Raw genomic sequence first — 22,509 nt, 5'->3', positions numbered from 1 at the left:
ACTCATCTTCTCCTGCACCTTCGGCCGCAGTACGCACAATAAAGCCCGAGCCTGCCTCTTCGTTATCTACCTGACAATTCAAAACAAGCTGCTTTAAGCGCTCGCGCTCTACTTCATCTTCGATACGTTGAGATATACCTATATGTGAAACACTTGGGATATAAACCAAGTAACGGCTAGCAATTGACAGCTGAGTGGTTAAACGGGCACCTTTCGTACCAATGGGATCCTTGATGACTTGAACAACAAGCTCTTGACCTTCGCGCAACAATAATGCGATATCTGCATTATTCTCACTTTCGCCAGTTTCACCGACTTGTGGGTTAGAGGTGATATCAGAAACGTGTATAAATGCGGCGCGCTCAAGACCAATATCAACAAATGCAGCCTCCATTCCAGGAAGCACACGGACTACTTTTCCTTTGTAGATATTACCAACGAAGCCACGACAACTTGAACGCTCGATATACACTTCTTGCAGCATTCCGTTTTCTACAAGCGCTACACGAGTTTCAACCGGCGTAACGTTAATTAAAAGCTCTTCACTCATAGCACTACCTGAAACTTTCCTGTCAAAATAATAAGATTAGCAGCTATTGAAACGAAGCGGCATATCAAAGCGTTTTTTTATTATCGCAATGCAAAAACAAGACGGTCGGTGAAAATTAATACAAAAGGCCAAACTAAGGCGCTTGATAGTGCAGCTCCCAGATAAGACATATTATTATCGACAGCGCCAAGCGCTCCTCTGATAGTCATCACAATCATCAACAAAATTCCGATAATAAAAAATATTACCAAGGACTGCTGTAGTACCGGAAACATTTTTAAGCGTTGATGCATCGTCAAAACCAAATAAGAGACGATACAGCAAGCAATTATATGAATACCGAGATAAGTACCTGACAGCACATCCATGATTGCGCCCACAATAAAAGCAGAAAACAGACCAATACGTTCGGGGTGCCTCAATAACCAGTATATCAAAGTCAATACCATCCACTCAGGACGAAAGGCAAGTAGCATTTGCGGCATTGCTAACAATTCCAATACGGCAGCTGCGGCGAAAGACAATGCAACGGCCACCCAACTTACTCTCGACTGAGTCATTCGTTTACCTCGTCAGACGCATGCTGCTTAGTACTAGATTGTTCTTTATTCTCATCGATGACGGTACTATCGTTTTGCCCCTCTTTAAACACCAAAAGCAAGAGACGACTTCTATTCAACTGTGCTTCAGGCCTGGCGCGAACCTCTGCAAAGGAGCGTCCATCATGGTGCGATATCTGGCTAATCCTTGCCACTGGATAGCCTTCCGGGAAGCGCCCCCCTAGACCAGAACTTACCAAAAGATCACCCACCTCAATATCAGAGGTATCTGGAACATTTCCTAGCTCAAGATAGTCGAGCGCCCCAACACCATAAGCAATCGCCCTAACACCATTTCTATTTACTTGGACAGGAACCGCATGACGACTATCAGAGATAAGTAGGACCCGGCTGGTAAATTCATTTACTTCAACCACTTGCCCCATCAATCCCTGTGAATCAAGAACGGCCTGACCGAGATAAACCCTGTCTTGACTGCCCTTGTTAAGCAAGATGTATTGATTGTCAGAATCAGGGCTAACACCGATCATTTCGGTAACAACGACACCATCGTCAACAATGCGAGAAGCATTCAGTAGCTCACGCAAGCGATTTAACTCAGCCGTTACTGATGCGAGTTTTTGAGCTTTGCGCTCAAGCACCAACATGCGGGATTCCATTAAATCGATTTTTTCTTGGAGATCGGAACGGCTCGTAAAGCTTTCACTCAAGCCTTCACTAATAGAAACCGGTAAATCACTCAACCAGTGAACCGGTGTTAACGCAGAGCTTATTACTCCACGAACAGGGTCTAGATAGCTAAATCTAACATCAATGAATATCAATAAGAGTGATACGACTGATGCTAGAATTAACCTGTATACGAGATAAGGGCCTTGAACAAAAATTGTTTTATCAGAAGCGCCAAGTTTCATTACTCAATGTTACCCAGCTTTTTATTCAATTGGATATAAGCCATCCGAGCTATTATCGATCAATTCGATTGCTTTACCACCACCACGAGCAACGCAGGTAAGCGGGTCTTCTGCGACAATAACAGGAAGGCCTGTTTCTTCACTTAAAAGTCGATCAAGACCTCGGAGCAATGATCCGCCACCTGTCAGGACAATACCACGCTCGGCAATATCTGATGCAAGCTCTGGAGGTGACTGCTCTAAAGCCCCTTTCACTGCCTGTACAATCGCAGATAATGACTCTTGTAGCGCTTCGAGGATTTCTTCACTGTTCAAGGTAAAGCCACGAGGCACACCTTCTGCCAGATTGCGACCACGTACATCGATCTCTCGAAGTTCAAGACCTTCGTATGCACAACCGACTTCCTGTTTAATCTTCTCTGCAGTGGTATCACCAATTAGGCTGCCGTAGTTACGACGAACATAAGTAACAATTGCTTCATCAAAGCGGTCACCACCAACTTTTACTGAGTCAGCATAAACAATGCCGTTTAGAGAAATGATGGCAATTTCAGTCGTACCACCACCAATATCAACGACCATAGAGCCACTTGCTTCTTCAACGGGTAAACCGGCACCAATCGCAGCAGCCATTGGTTCTTCAATCAAATAAACTTCACGGGCACCTGCACCTAGAGCAGACTCGCGTATGGCCTTTTGCTCAACTTTAGTTGAACGACTCGGTACACAAACCAAAACACGCGGGCTAGGTGTTATAAAGCTGTTTTCGTGAACTTTGTGAATAAAGTGCTGCAACATCTTTTCAGTCACAACGAAGTCTGCAATAACTCCATCCTTCAATGGGCGAATTGCTGTGATATTACCAGGAGTACGACCAAGCATACGCTTTGCTTCAGCACCAACCGCTGCAACTGTTTTTTGCGCTCCGTTGCTACGAATAGCGACTACAGAAGGTTCATCCAGAACAATGCCTCGTTCCCTAACATAAATAAGCGTATTAGCTGTCCCTAGGTCAATAGATAAATCGCTGGAAAATAAGCCTCGGATCTTTTTAAACATGGTGTGAGATCAACCTAAACAATTCGTAGAAAATAATCGAGCAACTTTAACAACGGTACCTATATAGAGCAAGACGGAATTGAAAAATGAACGATAATTAAAGCTAATTTACCCCATTTCTGAACATATATTAAACAATACGATTTAATTAACCCCTCTTATTTGTCTGGCCGGAATTATTCCTGATATTATGGCGGCAATTTTTTAATTACCTAACACCTAATCTGTGGCTTCGAATTGATGCTCCAGAAAAGACAACGCTTGAGGATTAACATGTCCATCGATCCAGAAGACATCAATAAAATTGCTCACCTGGCTCGGCTTCATATCGAAGACGATAAAGTTGAGAAAATCAGTAACGATATAACAAATATTCTGTCATTGGTTGATCAGCTACAAAATGCCAATACTGAAGACATTCCACCAATGGCTCACCCAATGGATGCTGTACAGGTTCTACGTCCAGATGTTGTCACTGAAAGCGATAAAAGAGAAAAGCTCCAAACTGTCGCCCCCAACACTGAAGACGGTTTATTTCTTGTGCCAAAGGTTATTGAGTAAGGTGAACGTCCACCTATCCATTAGCAACATCACATTATTATCGATAGCACAACATTCACTCTATTCGAAAGCTAACTAAACATGCTAAACAAAACTGTAAAACAATTATCAACAGGGCTTGCTAGCGGCGAGTTTTCAAGCCTCGAGCTCAGCCAATACTTTCTAGACAGAATCAAGAAGCTTGACGGCCAATATAATAGTTTCATTACCGTTACCGAAGAACAAGCGCTTGCACAGGCGAAAGCAGCCGATGAGATTATCGCAAGCGGCAAGGCAACACCCTGGACAGGTATTCCCTTTGCACATAAGGACATCTTCTGCACCGAAGGCGTGTTAACTACCTGCGCCTCAAAAATGCTAGATAACTTTATTCCGCCTTATGACGCCACCATCGTCAGCAATTTTAAAAATGCGGGCGCAGTTTGTTTAGGTAAAACAAACATGGATGAATTCGCGATGGGCTCATCTAACGAGACAAGTTATTTTGGCAAAGTTATCAACCCTTGGAGCCAAGAAGAGCAACTTGTACCCGGTGGTTCATCTGGCGGTTCAGCAGCTGCCGTTGCCGCTCGACTTGTGCCAATAGCAACCGCAACCGATACCGGCGGCTCTATTCGCCAGCCTGCTTCTCTTTGCGGCTTAACCGGATTAAAACCAACCTACGGCCGTGTTTCACGCTACGGAATGATTGCCTTCGCATCAAGTCTTGACCAAGCTGGCCCGATGGCTCTCACTGCAGAAGATGCGGCAATGATGCTGAACGTGCTTGCAGGACATGACGCCAAGGACTCAACCAGCCTAGACCGCGAAGTACCAGACTACACAGCGAACTTGAATAACTCACTTGAAGGCCTCCGAATTGGTCTACCAAAAGAGTTTTTCAACGAGCACTTAAGCGCTGAATTGCAGGATGTATTGCAAACCGCTATTAAGGAGCTGGAAAAGCTGGGAGCGACGTTTAAAGAAGTGTCGCTACCACATTCTGACCTGTCAGTACCGGCCTACTACGTGATTGCGCCAGCAGAATGTTCTGCAAACTTGTCACGCTTTGACGGCGTTCGCTTTGGGCACCGTTGTGACGACCCGAAAGATCTGATGGACATGTATCAGCGCACCCGCTCTGAAGGCTTCGGCGATGAAGTTAAACGACGTATTCTAATAGGTGCTTACGCCCTATCCGCCGGCTACTACGATGCCTATTACAGAAAAGCACAGCAGGTTCGCCGTTTAATTAAGAATGACTTCGTCAGCGCCTTTGAAGAAGTTGATTTGATCTTAGGCCCAACCTCTCCGTCGGAAGCATTTGGCTTTAATTCCAAAGGTGATGACCCTGTAAAAATGTATCTTGAAGATATCTTTACTATTTCAACCAACCTCGCCGGGCTGCCTGGCATGTCACTTCCAGCAGGCTTATTAAATGGTCTGCCTATTGGCATGCAACTTATTGGTAACTACTTCGACGAACAACGTATGCTTAACGTCGCGCATCAGTTCCAACAAGTTACCGATTGGCACACCTTAGCACCACAGAACATTTAAGCCTGGAGAAACACTATGCAATGGGAAACAGTAATCGGGCTTGAAGTTCACGTCCAGCTCGCCACCAAAACGAAAATATTTTCCGGCTCTTCTACTGCCTATGGCGCAGAGCCAAACACTCAGGCAAACGAAGTTGACCTAGCCTTGCCTGGCACCTTGCCTGTACCAAATGAGCAAGCCTTTCGTTACGCCGTTATGTTCGGCTTGGCTATCGACGCAGAAATCGGTAAACGCTCGGTTTTCGAACGTAAAAACTATTTTTACCCAGACTTGCCCAAGGGTTACCAGACCACGCAGCTAGACCTGCCGATCGTTGGCCCTGGTGTTGTTGAAATTGAACTAGAGGACGGCAGCAAGAAGTCTGTTCGTATCCATCACGCTCACCTTGAAGAAGATGCCGGTAAATCGCTTCATGAAGATTACCATGGCATGTCAGGCATAGATCTGAACCGCGCGGGAACACCGCTTATTGAAATCGTGTCAGAGCCTGATATCAGCAATAGTGAAGAAGCAGTCGCCTTTGCCAAAAAACTACACTCAATTGTTACCTCTCTTGGCATCTGTGACGGTGAAATGTCACAAGGCTCAATGCGCTTTGACGTCAATATCTCGGTACGCCCCAAAGGTCAGGAAGAGCTTGGTACACGAACCGAAACCAAGAACCTTAACTCCTTCCGCTTCATGGAAAAGGCGATCGCCCTTGAGGTTGAGCGTCAGATAGATATTCTTGAAGATGGCGGCAGCATCACGCAAGAGACCCGCTTATACGATGGAGAGAAAGATATCTCCCGCTCCATGCGTAGCAAAGAAGAAGCAAACGATTACCGCTACTTCCCATGCCCTGACCTGCTTCCTGTCGAATTGTCTGACGAGTTTATTGATCAGATTAAAACTGAGATGCCAGAGCTTCCTGATGCACGAAAGGCAAGGTTCTGCGCCGAATACGGCTTATCAAGTTACGATGCAGGCTTGATCTCAGCACAGGCAGACCTTTCTCATTATTTCGAGACAGCCAGTAGCATTTCAGGTGACGCTAAGCTTTCTGCCAACTGGACAATGGGAGAGCTAAGCGCGCGACTCAACAGCGACAGCATCTCCTTAAAAGATTCTCCTATCAGTGCAGAGCAACTTGGGCAACTGGTGCTTAGAGTTAAAGACAACACTTTGTCGTCTTCAGGTGCAAAGAAAGTATTCAATACACTTTGGGAAAAATCTGGTGATGATGTTGACGCAATTATTGAATCACAAGGTCTAAAGCAGGTATCTGATACCGGTGCGCTAGAAGCATTGGTTGACGAAGTACTCGCTGGCATGGCTGATCAGATTGCACAGTATAAAGAGGCCGATGACAAAAAGCGTAAAAAGCTTATGGGCGGATTTATGGGGCCTTTAATGAAAGCCTCTAAAGGACAAGGAAACCCTAAACTGTTCAATCAGATTCTTGCCAAGAAACTTAATAGCTAGCTTTAATTTTTGACCTGAATAACAGTAGAAGTGAGAGTGCACCGCTCTCACTTTTTTATACTTTCGATACGAATCGCCAAGGTTAATTGTCAACAGTTTTTATTTTAAGACTGATACCGACTGATTAGTAATCAGGCTCATGAAACTTTCATAAAAATGCAGTATGATGCGCGAAATTTATGAAACCTTTCATTTTTATCGAAGAATAGGATATTCAATGACTATCAAAAATGCTTTCTACGCACAGTCAGGTGGCGTAACTGCCGTAATCAACGCTTCAGCTTGTGGCGTAATCGAAACAGCTCGCCAATTCCCAGACAAAATTGGTAAGGTTTACGCTGGACGTAACGGCATCATTGGAGCACTCCGTGAAGAGTTGATCGACACCAGTCTGGAAAGCATCGAAGATATCGCCGCACTAAAGCACACTCCAAGCGGTGCATTTGGTTCTTGCCGCTACAAACTGAAAAACCTTGATGAGAACAAGCGTGAATATGAACGTCTGATCGAAGTATTCAAAGCTCATGATATTGGGTACTTCTTCTATAATGGCGGCGGCGACTCTCAAGATACAGCTTATAAGGTTTCTCAACTAAGTGAAAAAATGGGTTACCCGATTACTTGTATCGGTGTGCCAAAAACCGTAGATAACGACCTTCCGTTCACTGATTGCTGCCCGGGCTTTGGTTCGGTTGCAAAATACGTCGCTATTTCTACTAAAGAAGCGGCAATGGACATCGCTTCTATGTGCGAGTCCTCAACTAAAGTATTTATTCTTGAGGTCATGGGCCGTCACGCAGGTTGGATCGCCGCAGCTGGTGGTTTGGCCGGCACCGAAGCGCACGAAGCACCACACGTTATTCTATTTCCAGAAATAGCCTTTGATAAACAGAAGTTTTTAGCACGTGTAGATGAAGCAGTAAAAAATTACGGTTACTGCGTTGTCGTGGCATCTGAAGGCGCTCAGTACGAAGATGGCCGCTTTGTAGCAGACGCAGGCGCAGTTGATGCGTTTGGTCATACCCAACTAGGTGGCGTCGCACCAACGCTTGCTAATATGGTTAAAGATGAATTTGGTTATAAATACCACTGGGCAGTTGCCGACTACCTTCAACGCGCAGCACGCCATATTTCCTCTTCAACGGATGTTGAGCAGGCCTATGCCATGGGCAAAGCAGCTGTTGATTTCGCTGTAAATGGTAAGAATGCAGTCATGCCAATTATCGTTCGCGAACAAGCCGCTCCATACAAGTGGTCTATCGGTGAAGCACCGCTTAGCCAGGTTGCTAACCAAGAAAAGAAAATGCCTATTCACTATATTTCAGATGATGGTTTCGGAATTACTGCTGAGTGTCGTGAATACCTAACTCCACTTGTTCAAGGCGAAGACTACCCGCCTTACGATGAGAACGGTATGCCGCGCTACGTTAAGCTTCAGAACAAGCTTATTGAAAAGAAGACAGGAAGTGAGTTCGAAGTTTAAAGCTTCGCAACACGCTTATCTAACTCAGAGACTCCGCCTACCCAAAGTTATGTAGGCGGCCCGTCTCGGGGCGCAGAACGGACATGCCGTTAGTTTCAGCCCTACGTATGCAGAGGGTTTCATCCTTCGCTAATGAATAGCCCCATAAAAACCTTGCCGCCAACAATCCTGGGCATCCAGGCCCATATGGATTAGCAAGCCTATCCCTATCCACCGAGTTGCTGGAAACAAAGCCATCAGAGCATAAACCGGAATCATAAATTCTTTATGTAGAGGGTGGAAACCAATACTGCATCGACCTGGGTCATAAATCGGTACCGCAAGTAAGTGATCAAGATCGACTAACATTGTCGCAACCAAAAGCAGATATATTTTTACCGTGAACTTAGAATCTCGTGTTTTGGCAAAGACTGCTGTTGCTACTAACAACGGTACGAGAAAGTGTAATGCGATATGAAGAATGATTTTCTCCCGATTATGTTTATACTGAACTTATCAAAAGCGCGGATGTTAAAGCATAGATATCGCTTTCGCGCTCCCAGCTAACTCCTGAAGGCTTTACCAATCAATGAACGAACAGTTTCCTGTATTAGAAGTTTCAAATCAAGAAAGCACAGCAATCGTTATTATCAATAGCGAACACTACGAAAACTGGGTAGCAAAGCAAGCCGAAAATATTAAGACCTGGTTGAACGCAAATAACTATGAGGGGAAAGGTGGAATCCTCATCCCGGATAGTGACGGCAGCGCACTGCAATGCATTTATGGAATGAGCCCTAAGAGTGACTACTTCATTGCTGGCGATCTAGCGCTACAAATTCCTGCGGCGCGCTACTCGCTGGATTGCAGTCAGTGCAGCGAGCTATTTGAAGACCAAACTGAGTTTGAAACTCAGTTCGCAATCACCTGGGCCCTCTCTTGTTACCGGTACACTGAATATAAAAAGAATGATAAGAGCCTGCCAACACTTTCTGTATCTTCAGAAGCAATACTCAACAAAGCACAGGCATTTTCTTCTTCAGTGTCATTAGTAAGAGATCTGATCAACACCCCAGCCAGTGACTTAATGCCTGAAGATATGGGTACCGTAGCTGAGCAGCTCGCAGAGCAATACGGTGCTAAGCTCGAACAGTTTGTTGGCGACCAACTACTTGAGCACAACTACCCTACCATTCATGCCGTTGGCAGAGCCAGTGTACATGAACCAAGGCTCATTGATCTTACTTGGGGTGACGAAGATGCCCCAAAAATAACACTGGTTGGCAAAGGAGTTTGCTTTGACAGCGGAGGCCTGGACCTCAAGCCCAGTAATGCTATGCGCCTTATGAAAAAAGACATGGGCGGCGCGGCGCACGTACTTGGGCTAGCAAAATTAATTATGGACCAAGCTCTTCCAATCAGATTACGTGTACTAATACCCGCAGTAGAGAATGCCGTATCTTCGAATGCTTTTCGTCCAGGTGATGTAATCACCACACGACAAGGAATTACTGTCGAAATTGACAACACTGACGCTGAAGGCCGCTTAGTCTTATGTGACGCATTGACCGAAGCAGATAGCGAAAACCCGGACATGATATTCGACTTTGCAACACTAACCGGCGCCTGCCGAGTTGCATTAGGAACAGAGTTACCCGGTTTTTTTTGCAATGACGAACAACTTGCATCTTCGTTGCAGGAGTGTGGAAAGAGCAGCCAAGACCTTGTGTGGCAACTCCCCCTACACAGCCCTTACCAGGACATGCTAAAAAGCGATATTGCTGACACCCTTAATAGCGCAGCCACGGGTTTTGGCGGCGCTATTACAGCAGCGCTTTACTTACAATTATTCGTGTCTGATGACACTCCATGGGTTCATTTTGATGTAATGGCCTGGAATAATCGAAAGCTTCCTGGGCGACCAACTGGCGGCGAAGCATTTGGTATTCGTGCAGTCTTCGACCTACTAGAGCAACGTTTCAACAAATAAAACAAATTAGCTATGTTACACATTCACCCTAACTATAAACTTATGAGAAGCCCAGTATGGCGAAGAAGCTAAAAAACGAAGCTCAACTCCTTAAAGAAGCAATTCGCATCGGCACCTTATATGCCGAAAAACGTGGCGTCGCAAAATTCGAAGCTGATGACTCTCAAGACGACAAAATCGAGTACATTTACCGCTTACTAGTACACGACAAGCAGCTTCAACCTCTTGCTAAGGATGATCTGACCTTGGTGAAAATGAAGCACAAAATTGTTATGTGGCTGTATAAGCAGTTACCCGAGGGACATCCGCTTAAATAATTTACTTTGAGCCATTGCTTTAGGCAATGGCTCAGACTATCTTATGCACTATTCACCTTCACGCCTGCCGTAGACAAACGTAAAAGCGAATCTACACTCAGCACGATGATCGTGTTGAACTCTTTTCAGTTGTAGATTCAACCATTAATTTCCAATGATTCAATCCAAGACACTGTAATGAGTTCGCCCAATAGCGTACACTTGTACTCAAACTTTAATTACTTGCACTGAGAGTCTAATGATTCGTTTTATTCGTTATTCCTTATTATCTATTCACTTTGTCATCAGTTGCGCTCTCGGCCTTCTTTACGGAATTATTCGCCCCTTTCACCCGACTAACAGCCGCTGGTGCGCACAGACATTTGCGTTTTTCGGCCTGCCTATTATTGGTATTAAGCCAAAATTGGTTAACGCCCATAATTATCCAAGCGATCGTCCTTTTATCGTGGTAGCCAATCACCAAAGCAACTGGGACTTATTTGTAACTGGATATTCCGTGCCGCCACGCACAGTCAGCTTGGGTAAAAAAAGCCTTAAATGGATTCCATTTTTTGGCCAGCTTTACTGGCTAGCTGGCAACGTGTTAGTTGACCGAGGTAACCCTAAAAAAGCGATGGAAGCAATGGAGATTACCAAAACAGCCCTCACTGAAAAGAAAACCAATATTTGGTTTTTTGCAGAAGGCACACGTAATCGTGGCAAGAACATGCTTCCATTTAAAAAAGGCGCATTTGTAACGGCCATCAACGCAGGCGTTCCTATTGTTCCCGTATGTACAAGCCCTTACTTAAAAGGTTTTAGTCTCAACAACCGCACGAATGGTCAGGCGATTATCGAAATACTTCCACCCATTGAAACAAAAGACCTTAGTAAAGACGACCTTGAAGAGCTAATGCTCAGTTGTCGGCTTGACATGATGGAAACTATCAGCCGCCTAGAGGATGAGTGCGGTAAATAGAGCGACACATCGCGACGCCCAAACTAGCCAGAACCTTTCGCTTCTGGCTAGCCGTCTCTATAAACCTTGCCTAGAATTCCCTTCCCCAAATTGATTTACGTCTAGAATCGTCTAATTAGCCCCCATACGCACATATTAAGCCTTAGAGACACTGGTCAAAACGAGATAAAGTTGTTTATCATCAACTATCCAAAAACAACAATGATTTGAAGCACTATGCTCAAGCCTCTACCCATAATCATGCCAGGCTTACGCTTTGTATTAGTAATCGCTTGCACGCTACTCGCTACCAATGCGCATAGTGAGCCACAACTGATTAAGCCCTATGATTTAAGCTCGTCATGGACTGGCTATCTGGCATTAAGCGTCTTCTGTCTCGCTTATGTTTTTGTCGTACTTGAAGAAAAAATACACCTGCGAAAGTCCAAACCAGTTCTTCTAGCCGCCTCTCTGATATGGATTATTATTGCTTTTGCGTACCACCGCTCTGGTGATAGCGAATTAATTGAGCCTGCAATCCGGCATAACTTCCTTGAATATAGTGAGCTATTTTTCTTCTTACTTGTCGCCATGACCTATATTAATGCCATGGTAGAGAGAGGGTTGTTTGATGATTTACGTTACTGGCTAATATCAAAAGGTTTTAGTTATCGCCAACTTTTCTGGTTCACAGGTTTCCTGGCGTTCGTAATTTCACCGATCGCAGACAATCTAACTACCGCACTTATACTTTGCGCCGTCGTTATCGCTGTCGCAAATGGTAAGTCTAACTTCGTCTCGGTCAGCTGCGTTAACATTGTTGTCGCAGCAAATGCCGGTGGCGCATTCAGCCCCTTCGGCGACATCACCACGCTAATGGTCTGGCAAAAAGGTATTATCGAATTCAGCGATTTTTTTGCACTCTTTCTCCCCTCCTTGGTCAACTTTTTAGTTCCCGCAAGCATCATGCACTTTGCAATCCATAAAGGCACACCCGATGACCCTGAAGGAAATGCTCGCCCGGTTAAGTTTGGTGGAGTTCCTATAGCTATTTTATTTATCCTAACTATTGCGACGGCTGTCACCTTTCATAGCGTCTTACACATCCCACCGGTATTTGGCATGCTCACAGGCCTTGCCTACCTTAAATTCTACGGTTACTTCCTCAACCAAAAGTCCAAATCCTGGAACCACGGCTCTGAGTACCCTCCCGGCGCGAACCAAGACCCTTATGACTTTGATGTATTCTCTAAAATCGCCCATGCTGAGTGGGACACGCTATTCTTTTTTTATGGCGTCATAATGGCTGTTGGAGGCCTGGGATTCCTTGGCTACCTTGGAATTAGCTCTGAGTATATCTACGGTGAATTTGGCGCAACAAACGCTAATATCATGGTGGGTGTCTTATCTGCTTTAATTGACAATATCCCGGTGATGTACGCCATTCTAACAATGAACCCTGACATGCCACACGTACAGTGGCTATTGGTCACACTGACCGCCGGTGTTGGCGGCAGCCTGTTATCAATCGGTTCGGCCGCAGGTGTCGCTCTAATGGGCCAGGCTCGGGGAAAGTATACCTTCTTCAGCCATTTAAGATGGACGCCAGTCATCGCGCTCGGCTACGCTGCCAGCATCTGGGTACACCTATTAATCAACAGCTAATGCTATAAGAATTTTTTATAGACTTGCTAATGCCACCACTCTACACCTATAAAACTCCCCCCTTCAATAAACTGACATACATCAAACTCCAGAGTACACCTGTAAGTTTATATTGACAAACAACACCCCCTTCTATAACGTCTATATCTAAGAGTACAACTGTTCTCCTAAATTACTACCACTCTCGAGGAAAATTATGGACACACTCAGCCAGAAACGACCATTCAATGATGTTGCGTCTTTAAAGCAACTGCCTCGGAAAGTAGCAGATCTTTTCAAGAGCACTGCTGGACTAAACAAACCAGCGAGCGAAGTTATTGATGAACGCTCCCCTACCATTAATGCACGCATTAGCCGGATAGTCAAAGAGACACACGATACCAAAAGTTATTACTTCAAAACTAAACAGTCTTTAAATCATCACAGCGCTGGCTCTCATATTAATATAAAGTTCGACAATAAAGGCGAAACCGTTGAAAGAACATACACCTTGTCTTCACAGCCAGAGCTAGGCTTTGATCATGCACAACAAAACGAGTACGCCATTACGGTTAAGTGCATAGAAAAAGGATTAGCTTCAAACTGGCTATTCTCACAGCTTAAAGTTGGAGACGAAATCAATGTCAGTAAGGCGCAGGGACAATTTGTATTACCCTACCACCCTCCAGGAAAGATTCTTTTTCTCTCTGCAGGAAGCGGCATAACTCCCGTCATGTCAATGCTTCGCTACCTGTCAAAAACAGGTAACCGCAGTGATATTGTGTTTATAAATTACGCTAAGTCAGCCAAAGATCTTATTTTTAAAAAAGAGATTGAAGAGTTAACAAGCAGTCGCTCAAATATTAATAGTCAGTTTGTGCTAGAAACTGGCTCACGCGGAAAGAAAAGCGGCCTAATAAATAGTTCACAACTTCAATCACTCGTTCCTGACTTATCAAGTCGCGACATCTACATGTGTGGCCCCCAAGGTTTTATGAAGGCATCTATGGAAATATTTGAGCAGCTAAGCATAGCCCCTTCAAAAATCCATCTAGAGAACTTCACTTCAGACCTGGCTGATGCCAGTACATTAGGCTACTCGAGCGAGCTTCAATTCGACTCCTTAGATGCATCAGTCGTATCAAGCCCAGCAAGAACAATATTGCAGGAAGCTGAAGCGGCCGGTTTGAAGCCTAAATCAGCATGCCGCACCGGAATCTGCCGAACCTGCCGCTGCAAGAAAGTTTCAGGCACTACCGTCAATCTAGCAACCGGGGAAGAGTCGACAAAAGATAATGACTACATCCTTCCCTGCATATCCGTTGCGAAAACAGCAACTCACATCGAGTTATAGGACAGTTTTATGAGCAATCAAAGCAAGGTTCAAGAAAGTACAAAAAAAACACTGGTCGATATTAAAACAGCGTTTAAAAGTAGCGATAAGCCAGATTTAAGCCCTCAGCAAATCAATGACTTCCAAAAAGAACTGGACGAGTTACGCTACTCTATCGAGTCAAAGCTAGGAAAAGAAGATATCGACTATTTTCAACAAATTGTCGACATACAGCGTTATTTGGAAATATCAGGTCGCCTATTGATTCATTTTAGTATCGAACCGGTTAGCTGGGCCCTGGGTGTCGCCAGCTTGAGCGCAGCACATATTCTCGAAAATATGGAGATAGGCCACAACGTTATTCACGGTCAATATGATTTCATGGGCGATGAAACGTATAACTCTGACTATGAGTGGACGATGACTGGCACCGCTAAAAACTGGAAACGAGCACATAACCATCACCACCACGCATATACCAACGTAATAGGTAAAGATACCGATTACGGCTTTGGTCTATACCGTTTTTCTGAAGATATTGAATGGAAACCGATTCACTTGCTACAGGTTCCATTCAATGTCGCCAATGCATTGGCATTTGAGTTTTCGGTAAGCCTGTATGATCTTCAGCTTACTCAGTACTTGCTACCAAAATGGTTACGTCAGGCAGAACACGATGACCTACTGCCTCTTCCGGAAGTATTTCAGGAACTTAAAGAATTTGTCGCCAAAGCAAGCAAGAAAGGCCTCAAGGAGTATGTCTTCTACCCCGCACTTGCCGGGCCACTAGCACCAAAGGTTCTTGCCGGAAATGTAAGCGCCCAAGTAATTAGAAACGTGTGGGCTTTTGCTGTTATTTACTGCGGTCATCTACCTGATGGCAATTTCACCTTCACTGAAAAGGAAATGGAGGCAGAGACAAAGGGACAGTGGTATCTACGCCAAATTCTTGGTTCCAGCAATTTTGAAGGGGGCCTTTTAACTCACATTATGAGTGGGCATTTGAGTCACCAGATAGAGCACCATCTCTACCCAGACCTGCCAGCGTGGCGTTATCGAGAGCTTGGCCCAAAAGTCCAGAATATCTGCGAGCGCTATGGCGTTCCTTATGCTAAAGGGAAAATGGTGCCAATGTTAGGTACCGTTGCCAGGCGCTTGGTAGAACACTCTCTTCCCGAAAAGGTAAGCGAAAAAATTACTGAAAAAGTACCTGGTTTGGCCTCTATTAAAAACAAGTTTGCTAGTTTGTTAAACACTGCCAAACCAGGAACTGCCGAGATACAGGTTATTTCACCTAAAACAAAGTCATCCAAGAGTAAGCTGAGCGCTGCGTAAGATCTGTTTAATTTTTCTATAAAGTTCTGTAAAGTGCCCGGCGAAACAGCTATATAAATGACCGGGCATTTAACTATGGGATACTCTGCAACTCGCCTTGATCGCCTAGTAAGCAAAAAACTTTCGATTAGCAAAAGAGAAGTTCAAACTCTCATTGCGCAAAGAAGAGTCCTAGTTAATGATGTTCCTGCTTCATTCGCCAGTTTACCGATTAAACAATTCACTCGCGTCACGGTTGATAAAACAGATATACAGAATAATCATGCACTTTACCTAATGCTCAATAAGCCTAAGGGCGTTGTATGCGCAACCAAGGATAAGCAACACAAAACTGTGATTGACTTACTTCCTTACGATTTTAAGGATCAATTGCATATAGCCGGTCGTCTTGATTTAAACTCTACCGGCCTTGTATTGCTTACAAATGACGGAGAATGGTCAAGACAACTAAGCGATGCTAATTGCGGAGTACTTAAAAGATATCGTGTTCGACTGGCCAAGCCTATAAGCCATGAATATATAAAAGCCTTTGCTGAAGGCATGCACTTCGCTTACGAAAACATTCATACTCGCCCTGTCGAACTTAAGATTCTTTCTGAGTTTGAAGCAGAACTAAGCCTACAAGAAGGCCGGTACCATCAAATAAAACGTATGTTTGGACGCTTTCGAAACCAGGTCCTAGCGCTTCATCGTTATGCAATTGGTGATTATCAACTACCTCCATCCATCCTTCCTGGCCAATCGAAACAAATCTTATCGATTATGCCTTTCGATCATGCTAACTAAGTGCTACCCGCTGCAACCATTTTACTTATCGTGGTACACTTGCCTCGATTTTACTAGGTGAAGCAAATTTAGCTGCTGCCACACTATACAAATCGACGTTCCAATCGGGCGGCTTTAATAATTTTACGAGTGAAAGGGTCACACTTGATAATCTTTAGGTATTTAGCGCGACAAGTATTCGTCTCAATGCTGTCAGTAACATTTATTCTGCTGTTGGTATTTATGAGTGGCCGCTTTATACGCTACCTGGATAAAGTTGCATCAGGACGGCTTTCAGCTGATGTTTTGTTTCCCGTTATGGCCTATCGCCTACCGGAGTTTCTACAAGTCATTTTACCTCTAGGGTTCTATATTGGTATTTTGCTCGCTTATGGGCGCATGTACCTTGAAAGCGAAATGACCGTTTTGCACTCCTGCGGCATGAGCCGAAACCGTCTACTGAAAATGTCTCTTAGCCTCTCTGTACTTATCGCAATTTTCGTCGGTACAACCAGCCTATACGCAACACCATGGGGTTTTCAGAAAGCAAAAGACTTGTTAACCGAGAGCGCAAATCTATCAGAGTTTGAATTATTATTTGCAGGACGCTTTCAAGAGCAGCGTTCCCAAGGAAGAGTCACCTATGTAGAGTCTATTAGCGACGATAAAAAAACGCTATTTGGTGTATATATTGCGGAAACCGAGAGGCAGTCACAAACTTACGCTGAATATGGCGTAATGAATACCAATGAAACAACAGGTGAAAAGTTTCTACTACTCCACAATGGCACGCGCTATCTTGGTAGCCCTGGAGAGAATGCATTTAAAGTCATGCAGTTTGATATGCTGGGTGTAAGAATTGATGACCAAACAGTGAAAGAAGCGAAATCTTATAAGATAGCTGCTCGGCCGACCAGTCAGTTGTTGAGCGCCCAAGACAACGCTTCAGCGGCCGAACTTCAGTGGCGGCTTTCACTCCCCTTCCTAGCACCTATCGTTTGCTTGCTAGCGGTTGCCTTCAGCAAGGTTAACCCCAGACAGGGTCGCTTTGTCCACCTATTCCCAGCAATGCTAATCTATGTAGCCTATCTCGGGTTATTGATGACAGCGCGCAGTAAAGTTGAAAAAGGCGATCTACCACCGGCTATCGGAATGTGGGCTGTTCATGCTTTATTCTTCGTTATTTCACTCTTAATGCTGTATCGGGAAAACATAGTTAACCTGCTCAAATCAAAACGATCTTCTGTACCTGAATAAGCCAAGATACCTAAACGATCGTACATCTCTAACATTGCGAACATAACTAAGCATTCGACATTTACATTCTCGCGTTTAGCATTACACTTAATTGATCAGTTCAGAAAAATTTCTGAACTAATTCATTGCCAGTTGCCAACAGATCTCAGGAGTACAGCGTGCTTTTACGTACCAGTGTCATAATTCTAGCCTTTTTCATTGCAGCCTGTTCGGGGCCTACTCGAAAGCCACAAGAACAAGCCATTTTCCAGACCCTGGTTGAAGATGTCACCTTTAGAAAGCTTGCTGATCACTGCACAAACCTAAGTAAGCGCTCAGAACAGCAAGTTTGGCGTGCTAAAAAGGAGTGGTGGGAAAGAAACGGCGTTGTCGTTGAAGCCGCTGATTACGGTTTTTCTTACAACCTAATCAAACTAACCGGCGACCGTCAGGAAACCGGAGCTAGATACGCAATGGGTCTAAATTTCGACATTGTTCAAGCCGCAGAAAAGCAAGCTAAACAAGTAATCGAAAATGGTCTAGAAGAAAGTGGCTGCATTGAGTTAATGACCTCCTATCGAGATGGTGAACGTGACCTTAGCGAGAACAATGAGCGCTACGGATTGCTCCTCAAATTAATGCAAGACAAAAAGACACGCGGTCAGGACTTAGAGCTGGAACAGGCAAAAATCGTCAATAAGACCGGTGTCTCCTTCTCTAGAAGTAGCATGAATGCACGCAGGCTGGCGCATCGTACCATCTGCCCTGGAGCTGAAATTACGACACTCAAATCGAACTGGCCCTTAGAAATATTCGAAGCCGTTTGCGCTGATGACTCTTACGTATTGATTGAGTGTAAGTGGGGTAACTGCACATCAAGGTAAAACTAAGTCTTTACGGTACTGCAATCTACCCTGCAGTACCCTTTTCCTAACGCCCCCTGACATTGGTTAGCGCTTTTTTCGATAAATAAGGCACACCCATAGCCATACGCCCGCTGTATAAATTTGACTCGCCAAAGAGCTTGCTTTTATCGTTACTATTCAGGGAAATCTAATAGTACGTTCTGCCTGACGCTTAATATTGACCGCAACGAGTTTTTGATATGATAGTCACTATGACTATCTAAAAATCAATAATGGAATATCTAAACATTTTTAGAAAACAAAGCTGTCGACATTTTCGTGACATTTATACCACCTTAAAAGTTAGTACAGGTTTTGTACACAAGCTCAATATGAACACTCATATAGAAATAACACTAAACAGCTTAGTAAGACGCACAAAACATACGGATCAATTAAAAGCTCTATTGAAAAAGAATGGAGGAAAACTCACTAGAAAAGGTCGATCACGTAATTAGAAGCTAGAGCTGTCTTATCAAGATAAGAAAACGGTTGTCAACGAACTATACAACTCAGATGAGCCAAGCTGGCTATGGATTGCCAAGTTGCTCGCGCAACAAGAAAAGACGCACTCACATGAACAGTTAGTCACCATTGCGCGCCAAGCACCGGCGATTACAGTTAATCAGCTCGTTGCTGAAACTAATTGCAGTCTTGCAGAAGCGCGTAAAGCGCTTGACGAACTTGAATGGCTTTAAGCCGATAAGCTATTTGGCCAATATTTAAGATCAAATCTCAGCTAGATCGCCCTTCTCTTCTAACCAGGCTTTACGATCTGCGGCACGTTTTTTACCCAATAACATATCCATGTTCTCGTTGGTGAGGTCATGATCATCAATGGTAAGTTGCACTAGGCGGCGAGTGTCACGGGCCATTGTTGTTTCACGCAGCTGAAGCGGGTTCATTTCACCTAGCCCTTTGAAGCGCTGGACGTTTATTTTTCCCCTTTTCTTTTCCGCTTCGATACGGTCAAGAATACCCTTTCGTTCAGCTTCGTCTAACGCGTAATAAACCTCTTTACCGATATCAATTCGATATAATGGTGGCATCGCAACGAACACGTGACCACGTTCGACCAAAGTTCTAAAGTGTTTAACAAACAAAGCGCAAAGTAAGGTTGCGATATGAAGACCATCTGAATCAGCATCTGCCAAGATACAAACTTTACCGTAACGTAGGCCTTCTAAGTCCTCTGAATTTGGATCGACCCCCAAGGCTACTGCGATATCATGCACTTCTTGTGAGGCTAAAATCTGACCAGAGTCTACTTCCCATGTGTTTAGGATCTTACCTCTGAGCGGCATAATCGCTTGATATTCACGGTCACGCGCCTGTTTGGCTGAGCCACCAGCCGAGTCACCCTCTACTAGAAACAACTCGGAGTTCATAGTCTCTACACCAGAGCAATCAGCAAGCTTACCAGGCAATGCCGGGCCGGAGGTCACTTTCTTACGAACAACTTTCTTCGCTGCTTTTAGGCGCTTCTGAGCATTACTGATACACAGCTCTGCTAACTTTTCAGCATCATCAGTATGCTGATTAAGCCACAAACTGAAGGAGTCTTTGACGACACCGGAAATAAAGGCGGCAGCTTCACGCGAAGATAGGCGCTCTTTAGTCTGTCCGGAAAATTGAGGGTCTTGAAGCTTGGCTGATAGAACAAAACAGCTCTTGTCCCATATATCTTCAGAGCTCAGTTTGATACCACGCGGAAGGAGGTTTCTGAACTCACAAAACTCTCTCATCGCTTCCAAGCAGCCGGTACGAAAGCCGTTAACATGCGTTCCACCTTGAGCAGTAGGTATCAAGTTAACGTAGCTCTCCTGAGTTATCTCACCACCTTCAACTAACCATTGTATGGCCCAGTCTACAGCTTCGGTATTACCGGCCATTGATCCACTAAAAGGGGCTGAGGGGCAAGTTTCTAGACCGTTAGTTGCCGACAATAGGTAGTCTTTTAAGCCATCCTGGAAGTGCCATTCGTCTTTTTCATCGGTCTGTTTATTAGTAAAAGTAACTGCCAGACCAGGACACAATACGGCCTTGGCACGAAGAATGTGGCGTAAACGACTAACTGAGAACTTCACCGTATCAAAGTATTGTGCATCAGGCCAAAAGCGTAACTCCGTTCCCGTATTACGCTTACCCACCGAATCAATCACATGTAAGTCTTCAGTTTTAAAACCGTCAGCAAAGGCTATCTTATGTAGCTTTCCATCGCGCTTGATCAAAATTTCAAGCTTGGTAGTCAAAGCGTTTACAACCGATACACCAACGCCGTGTAGACCGCCCGAGAAGTTGTAGTTTTCATTGGAGAACTTACCGCCAGCATGTAGCTTACTTAAGATTAGTTCTACCCCTGGTACACCTTCTTCAGAGTGAATATCTACGGGCATCCCGCGCCCGTTATCGGCAACTGACAAAGAACCATCTTCATACAATACAACATCAATTTTACTGGCGTGACCCGCAAGCGCTTCATCGACACTGTTATCGATTACTTCCTGAGCAAGGTGATTGGGCCGAGTGGTTTCAGTATACATCCCCGGTCTTTTCTTAACCGGGTCCAAACCACTTAGTACTTCGATTGAGTCGGCGTTATATTGCTTCGGAGATGAGTTATTGTCTGCCATATACTTCTTATGCTGCTATTAATGAGGAGGGATTTTATTTAGTGAAGCTTAACCGAGAATAGAGAGGCTGCCAATACCTAGTCTTCACTTAAGTCTAAGGGGTAGTGACTCGCACCAATCTCAAGCACATCGAGAGCCTCGATATTTGATTCAAAGAACTGAACACTAAAGTCAATGCCACTGATCACTTCCCGATTTGCGTTTAAGGTCTCGAACGAGTAGTAATTCGGATAGATTCCTTTTGCTTCTCCATCGTCAAATGAGCGCTCATCGCCATCATTATTGGTACTTGCTCTAACAAAATACTCGCCGACCGGGATATTCTCAAAGCGATAGCTGTATACACCGTCAGACAAAGATCCTGCCACGGTAGATGTAGCAAAAATAGGTTCTTCTGGCAAAGCGTTCAAAACCTCATCTAAGGCAATAAGCGATATATAAAGATTACCGACCGATTCGTTACCAGAAATAGTATTCGATGCGATTACATCAAGCGATGCAGTTTGCACCGCACCATCATTTATTTGATATTCTATGATCAAACTACCTTTCTTAAAGGTGTTTACTGGAATCGCTGCACTATTAATTTCTACCGTATAGATCCCTAAACCATTGGAATCTGTATCATCCTGACGAACATCTAACCAACTGGCGTCAGCTTCACTTGGTGTAATACCGGAGACAATAACGCTACCATTGCCTGGGTTAGACAAATATAGCTTTGCATTGACAGCATCATTAAAGAAAGAGAACGATTGCGGAAAGTAATACAAGGAGTCAGGTATATCGTTGCTTCCAGATGCCCATGCAACGGCTTTATGCGCATTAATTAGGCCATTGCCGAAACTGGATGAACCACCAATCAAGTCAGTGATGAGGCCGTTCTCTAATGCGTAGCTAAAACTTGAAGCATTGAGATCAGGATCTACCGACTTCATTAGCGCAGCCACACCTGAAACATGGGGGGCGGCCATTGAGGTTCCTAGGTACTCACTATATCCCGCCCCAGAGACAGTACTGATAATACCTTGCTGACCTTCAATCGTAGATTGCTCGTTGGAAGAGCCGCCGGGCGCTGCCACATCAATGTATGTTCCGTAGTTAGAAAAACCGGATAAGGCTAACTCTGACGTCACCGAACTCACTGCCGTCACACCGTCAAATGCAGCCGGATAAAACTTTTCGCTACTCGACTCATTCCCCGCTGCAGCAATTACGATANTGCCTTTAGCAATAACTGCATCGATTGCGGTCTTCAAGGTATCAGAGAAGCCTTCGCCACCGAGAGAAAGATTGATCACATCG

The 22,509-nt window shown here is 44.6% G+C and carries 21 protein-coding genes; 14 read left to right on the top strand and 7 right to left on the bottom strand.

The genetic code is table 11. The features are described from left to right. The 4 genes from A3756_RS20265 to A3756_RS20250 all read right to left on the bottom strand — a co-directional run. A partial coding sequence (locus tag A3756_RS20265) for a ribonuclease E/G (RefSeq protein WP_156490637.1) occupies positions 1-550 on the bottom strand: 550 nt, incomplete at its 3' end. Between the two features lie 80 nt (positions 551-630). Next, positions 631-1,110 carry a rod shape-determining protein MreD gene (gene mreD / locus A3756_RS20260; RefSeq protein ID WP_068507580.1) on the bottom strand — a complete coding sequence of 160 codons (480 nt, stop codon included), beginning with the start codon at positions 1,108-1,110 and terminating at the stop codon, positions 631-633. Next, positions 1,107-2,024, bottom strand: coding sequence for a rod shape-determining protein MreC (gene mreC / locus A3756_RS20255; protein ID WP_068507578.1), 918 nt, complete (start codon positions 2,022-2,024; stop codon positions 1,107-1,109). The genes mreD and mreC overlap by 4 nt, the downstream gene beginning before the upstream one ends. 21 nt (positions 2,025-2,045) lie before the next feature. Continuing rightward, complete coding sequence (locus A3756_RS20250) at positions 2,046-3,083, bottom strand: rod shape-determining protein (protein WP_068507576.1); 1,038 nt, start codon at positions 3,081-3,083, stop codon at positions 2,046-2,048. Positions 3,084-3,356: 273 nt separating this feature from the next. On the opposite strand from A3756_RS20250, the gene gatC reads away from it, so the two are divergent. The 4 genes from gatC (at position 3,357) to A3756_RS20230 (ending at position 8,130) form a co-directional block, all read left to right on the top strand. Further along, positions 3,357-3,644 (top strand): Asp-tRNA(Asn)/Glu-tRNA(Gln) amidotransferase subunit GatC, encoded by a 288-nt coding sequence (gene gatC, locus A3756_RS20245; RefSeq protein WP_068507575.1) that lies wholly within the window; start codon positions 3,357-3,359, stop codon positions 3,642-3,644. 81 nt (positions 3,645-3,725) lie between these two features. After that, positions 3,726-5,183, top strand: coding sequence for an Asp-tRNA(Asn)/Glu-tRNA(Gln) amidotransferase subunit GatA (gene gatA / locus A3756_RS20240; protein ID WP_068507573.1), 1,458 nt, complete (start codon positions 3,726-3,728; stop codon positions 5,181-5,183). 15 nt (positions 5,184-5,198) lie between these two features. Further along, a complete protein-coding gene (gene gatB / locus A3756_RS20235) occupies positions 5,199-6,647 on the top strand; it encodes an Asp-tRNA(Asn)/Glu-tRNA(Gln) amidotransferase subunit GatB (protein ID WP_068554455.1) in 1,449 nt (482 codons plus the stop codon). A gap of 217 nt (positions 6,648-6,864) precedes the next feature. Further along, the gene (locus A3756_RS20230; protein WP_068510974.1) at positions 6,865-8,130 is read left to right on the top strand and encodes a 6-phosphofructokinase; all 1,266 of its coding nucleotides are present in this window, start codon (positions 6,865-6,867) and stop codon (positions 8,128-8,130) included. Between the two features lie 129 nt (positions 8,131-8,259). Here A3756_RS20230 and A3756_RS20225 read toward each other — a convergent pair whose 3' ends face one another. Then, a complete protein-coding gene (locus A3756_RS20225) occupies positions 8,260-8,592 on the bottom strand; it encodes a DUF6122 family protein (protein ID WP_068510975.1) in 333 nt (110 codons plus the stop codon). A 106-nt stretch (positions 8,593-8,698) separates the two neighbouring features. Here A3756_RS20225 and A3756_RS20220 point away from each other — a divergent pair, with 106 nt between their 5' ends. The 10 genes from A3756_RS20220 (at position 8,699) to A3756_RS26795 (ending at position 19,269) form a co-directional block, all read left to right on the top strand. Further along, complete coding sequence (locus A3756_RS20220; RefSeq protein ID WP_068510979.1) at positions 8,699-10,099, top strand: M17 family metallopeptidase; 1,401 nt, start codon at positions 8,699-8,701, stop codon at positions 10,097-10,099. A gap of 56 nt (positions 10,100-10,155) precedes the next feature. Next, entirely contained in the window at positions 10,156-10,416 is a 261-nt protein-coding gene (locus A3756_RS20215) for a DUF5062 family protein (RefSeq protein ID WP_068510982.1), read from the top strand. Between the two features lie 238 nt (positions 10,417-10,654). Next, positions 10,655-11,374 (top strand): 1-acyl-sn-glycerol-3-phosphate acyltransferase, encoded by a 720-nt coding sequence (locus A3756_RS20210; protein WP_068510984.1) that lies wholly within the window; start codon positions 10,655-10,657, stop codon positions 11,372-11,374. A gap of 216 nt (positions 11,375-11,590) precedes the next feature. Then, entirely contained in the window at positions 11,591-13,018 is a 1,428-nt protein-coding gene (nhaD, locus tag A3756_RS20205; protein ID WP_231872250.1) for a sodium:proton antiporter NhaD, read from the top strand. Between the two features lie 196 nt (positions 13,019-13,214). Then, positions 13,215-14,351 carry a flavin reductase family protein gene (locus tag A3756_RS20200; RefSeq protein ID WP_068554450.1) on the top strand — a complete coding sequence of 379 codons (1,137 nt, stop codon included), beginning with the start codon at positions 13,215-13,217 and terminating at the stop codon, positions 14,349-14,351. Positions 14,352-14,360: 9 nt separating this feature from the next. After that, on the top strand, positions 14,361-15,665 hold the full coding sequence (locus A3756_RS20195; RefSeq protein ID WP_068516104.1) for an acyl-CoA desaturase: 1,305 nt from the start codon (positions 14,361-14,363) through the stop codon (positions 15,663-15,665). 75 nt (positions 15,666-15,740) lie between these two features. After that, a complete protein-coding gene (locus A3756_RS20190; protein ID WP_068516111.1) occupies positions 15,741-16,451 on the top strand; it encodes a pseudouridine synthase in 711 nt (236 codons plus the stop codon). 129 nt (positions 16,452-16,580) lie between these two features. Next, positions 16,581-17,687 carry an LPS export ABC transporter permease LptF gene (gene lptF / locus A3756_RS20185; protein ID WP_255374947.1) on the top strand — a complete coding sequence of 369 codons (1,107 nt, stop codon included), beginning with the start codon at positions 16,581-16,583 and terminating at the stop codon, positions 17,685-17,687. 158 nt (positions 17,688-17,845) lie between these two features. Next, entirely contained in the window at positions 17,846-18,550 is a 705-nt protein-coding gene (locus tag A3756_RS20180; RefSeq protein WP_068516096.1) for a hypothetical protein, read from the top strand. A 566-nt stretch (positions 18,551-19,116) separates the two neighbouring features. Further along, a complete protein-coding gene (locus A3756_RS26795) occupies positions 19,117-19,269 on the top strand; it encodes a ribosome recycling factor family protein (protein ID WP_231875590.1) in 153 nt (50 codons plus the stop codon). Between the two features lie 30 nt (positions 19,270-19,299). Here the strand turns inward: A3756_RS26795 and parE are convergent, their stop codons facing one another. After that, complete coding sequence (gene parE / locus A3756_RS20175; RefSeq protein WP_068554448.1) at positions 19,300-21,204, bottom strand: DNA topoisomerase IV subunit B; 1,905 nt, start codon at positions 21,202-21,204, stop codon at positions 19,300-19,302. A 77-nt stretch (positions 21,205-21,281) separates the two neighbouring features. Then, positions 21,282-22,509, bottom strand: a 1,228-nt coding sequence (locus A3756_RS20170) for a S8 family serine peptidase (RefSeq protein WP_156490635.1), incomplete at its 5' end; no start/stop codon positions are given.

Source organism: Oleiphilus sp. HI0086, assembly GCF_001635225.1.
The sequence above is the reverse complement of the archived record's forward strand: the minus strand, read 5'-3'. Positions and strand labels throughout refer to the sequence as shown.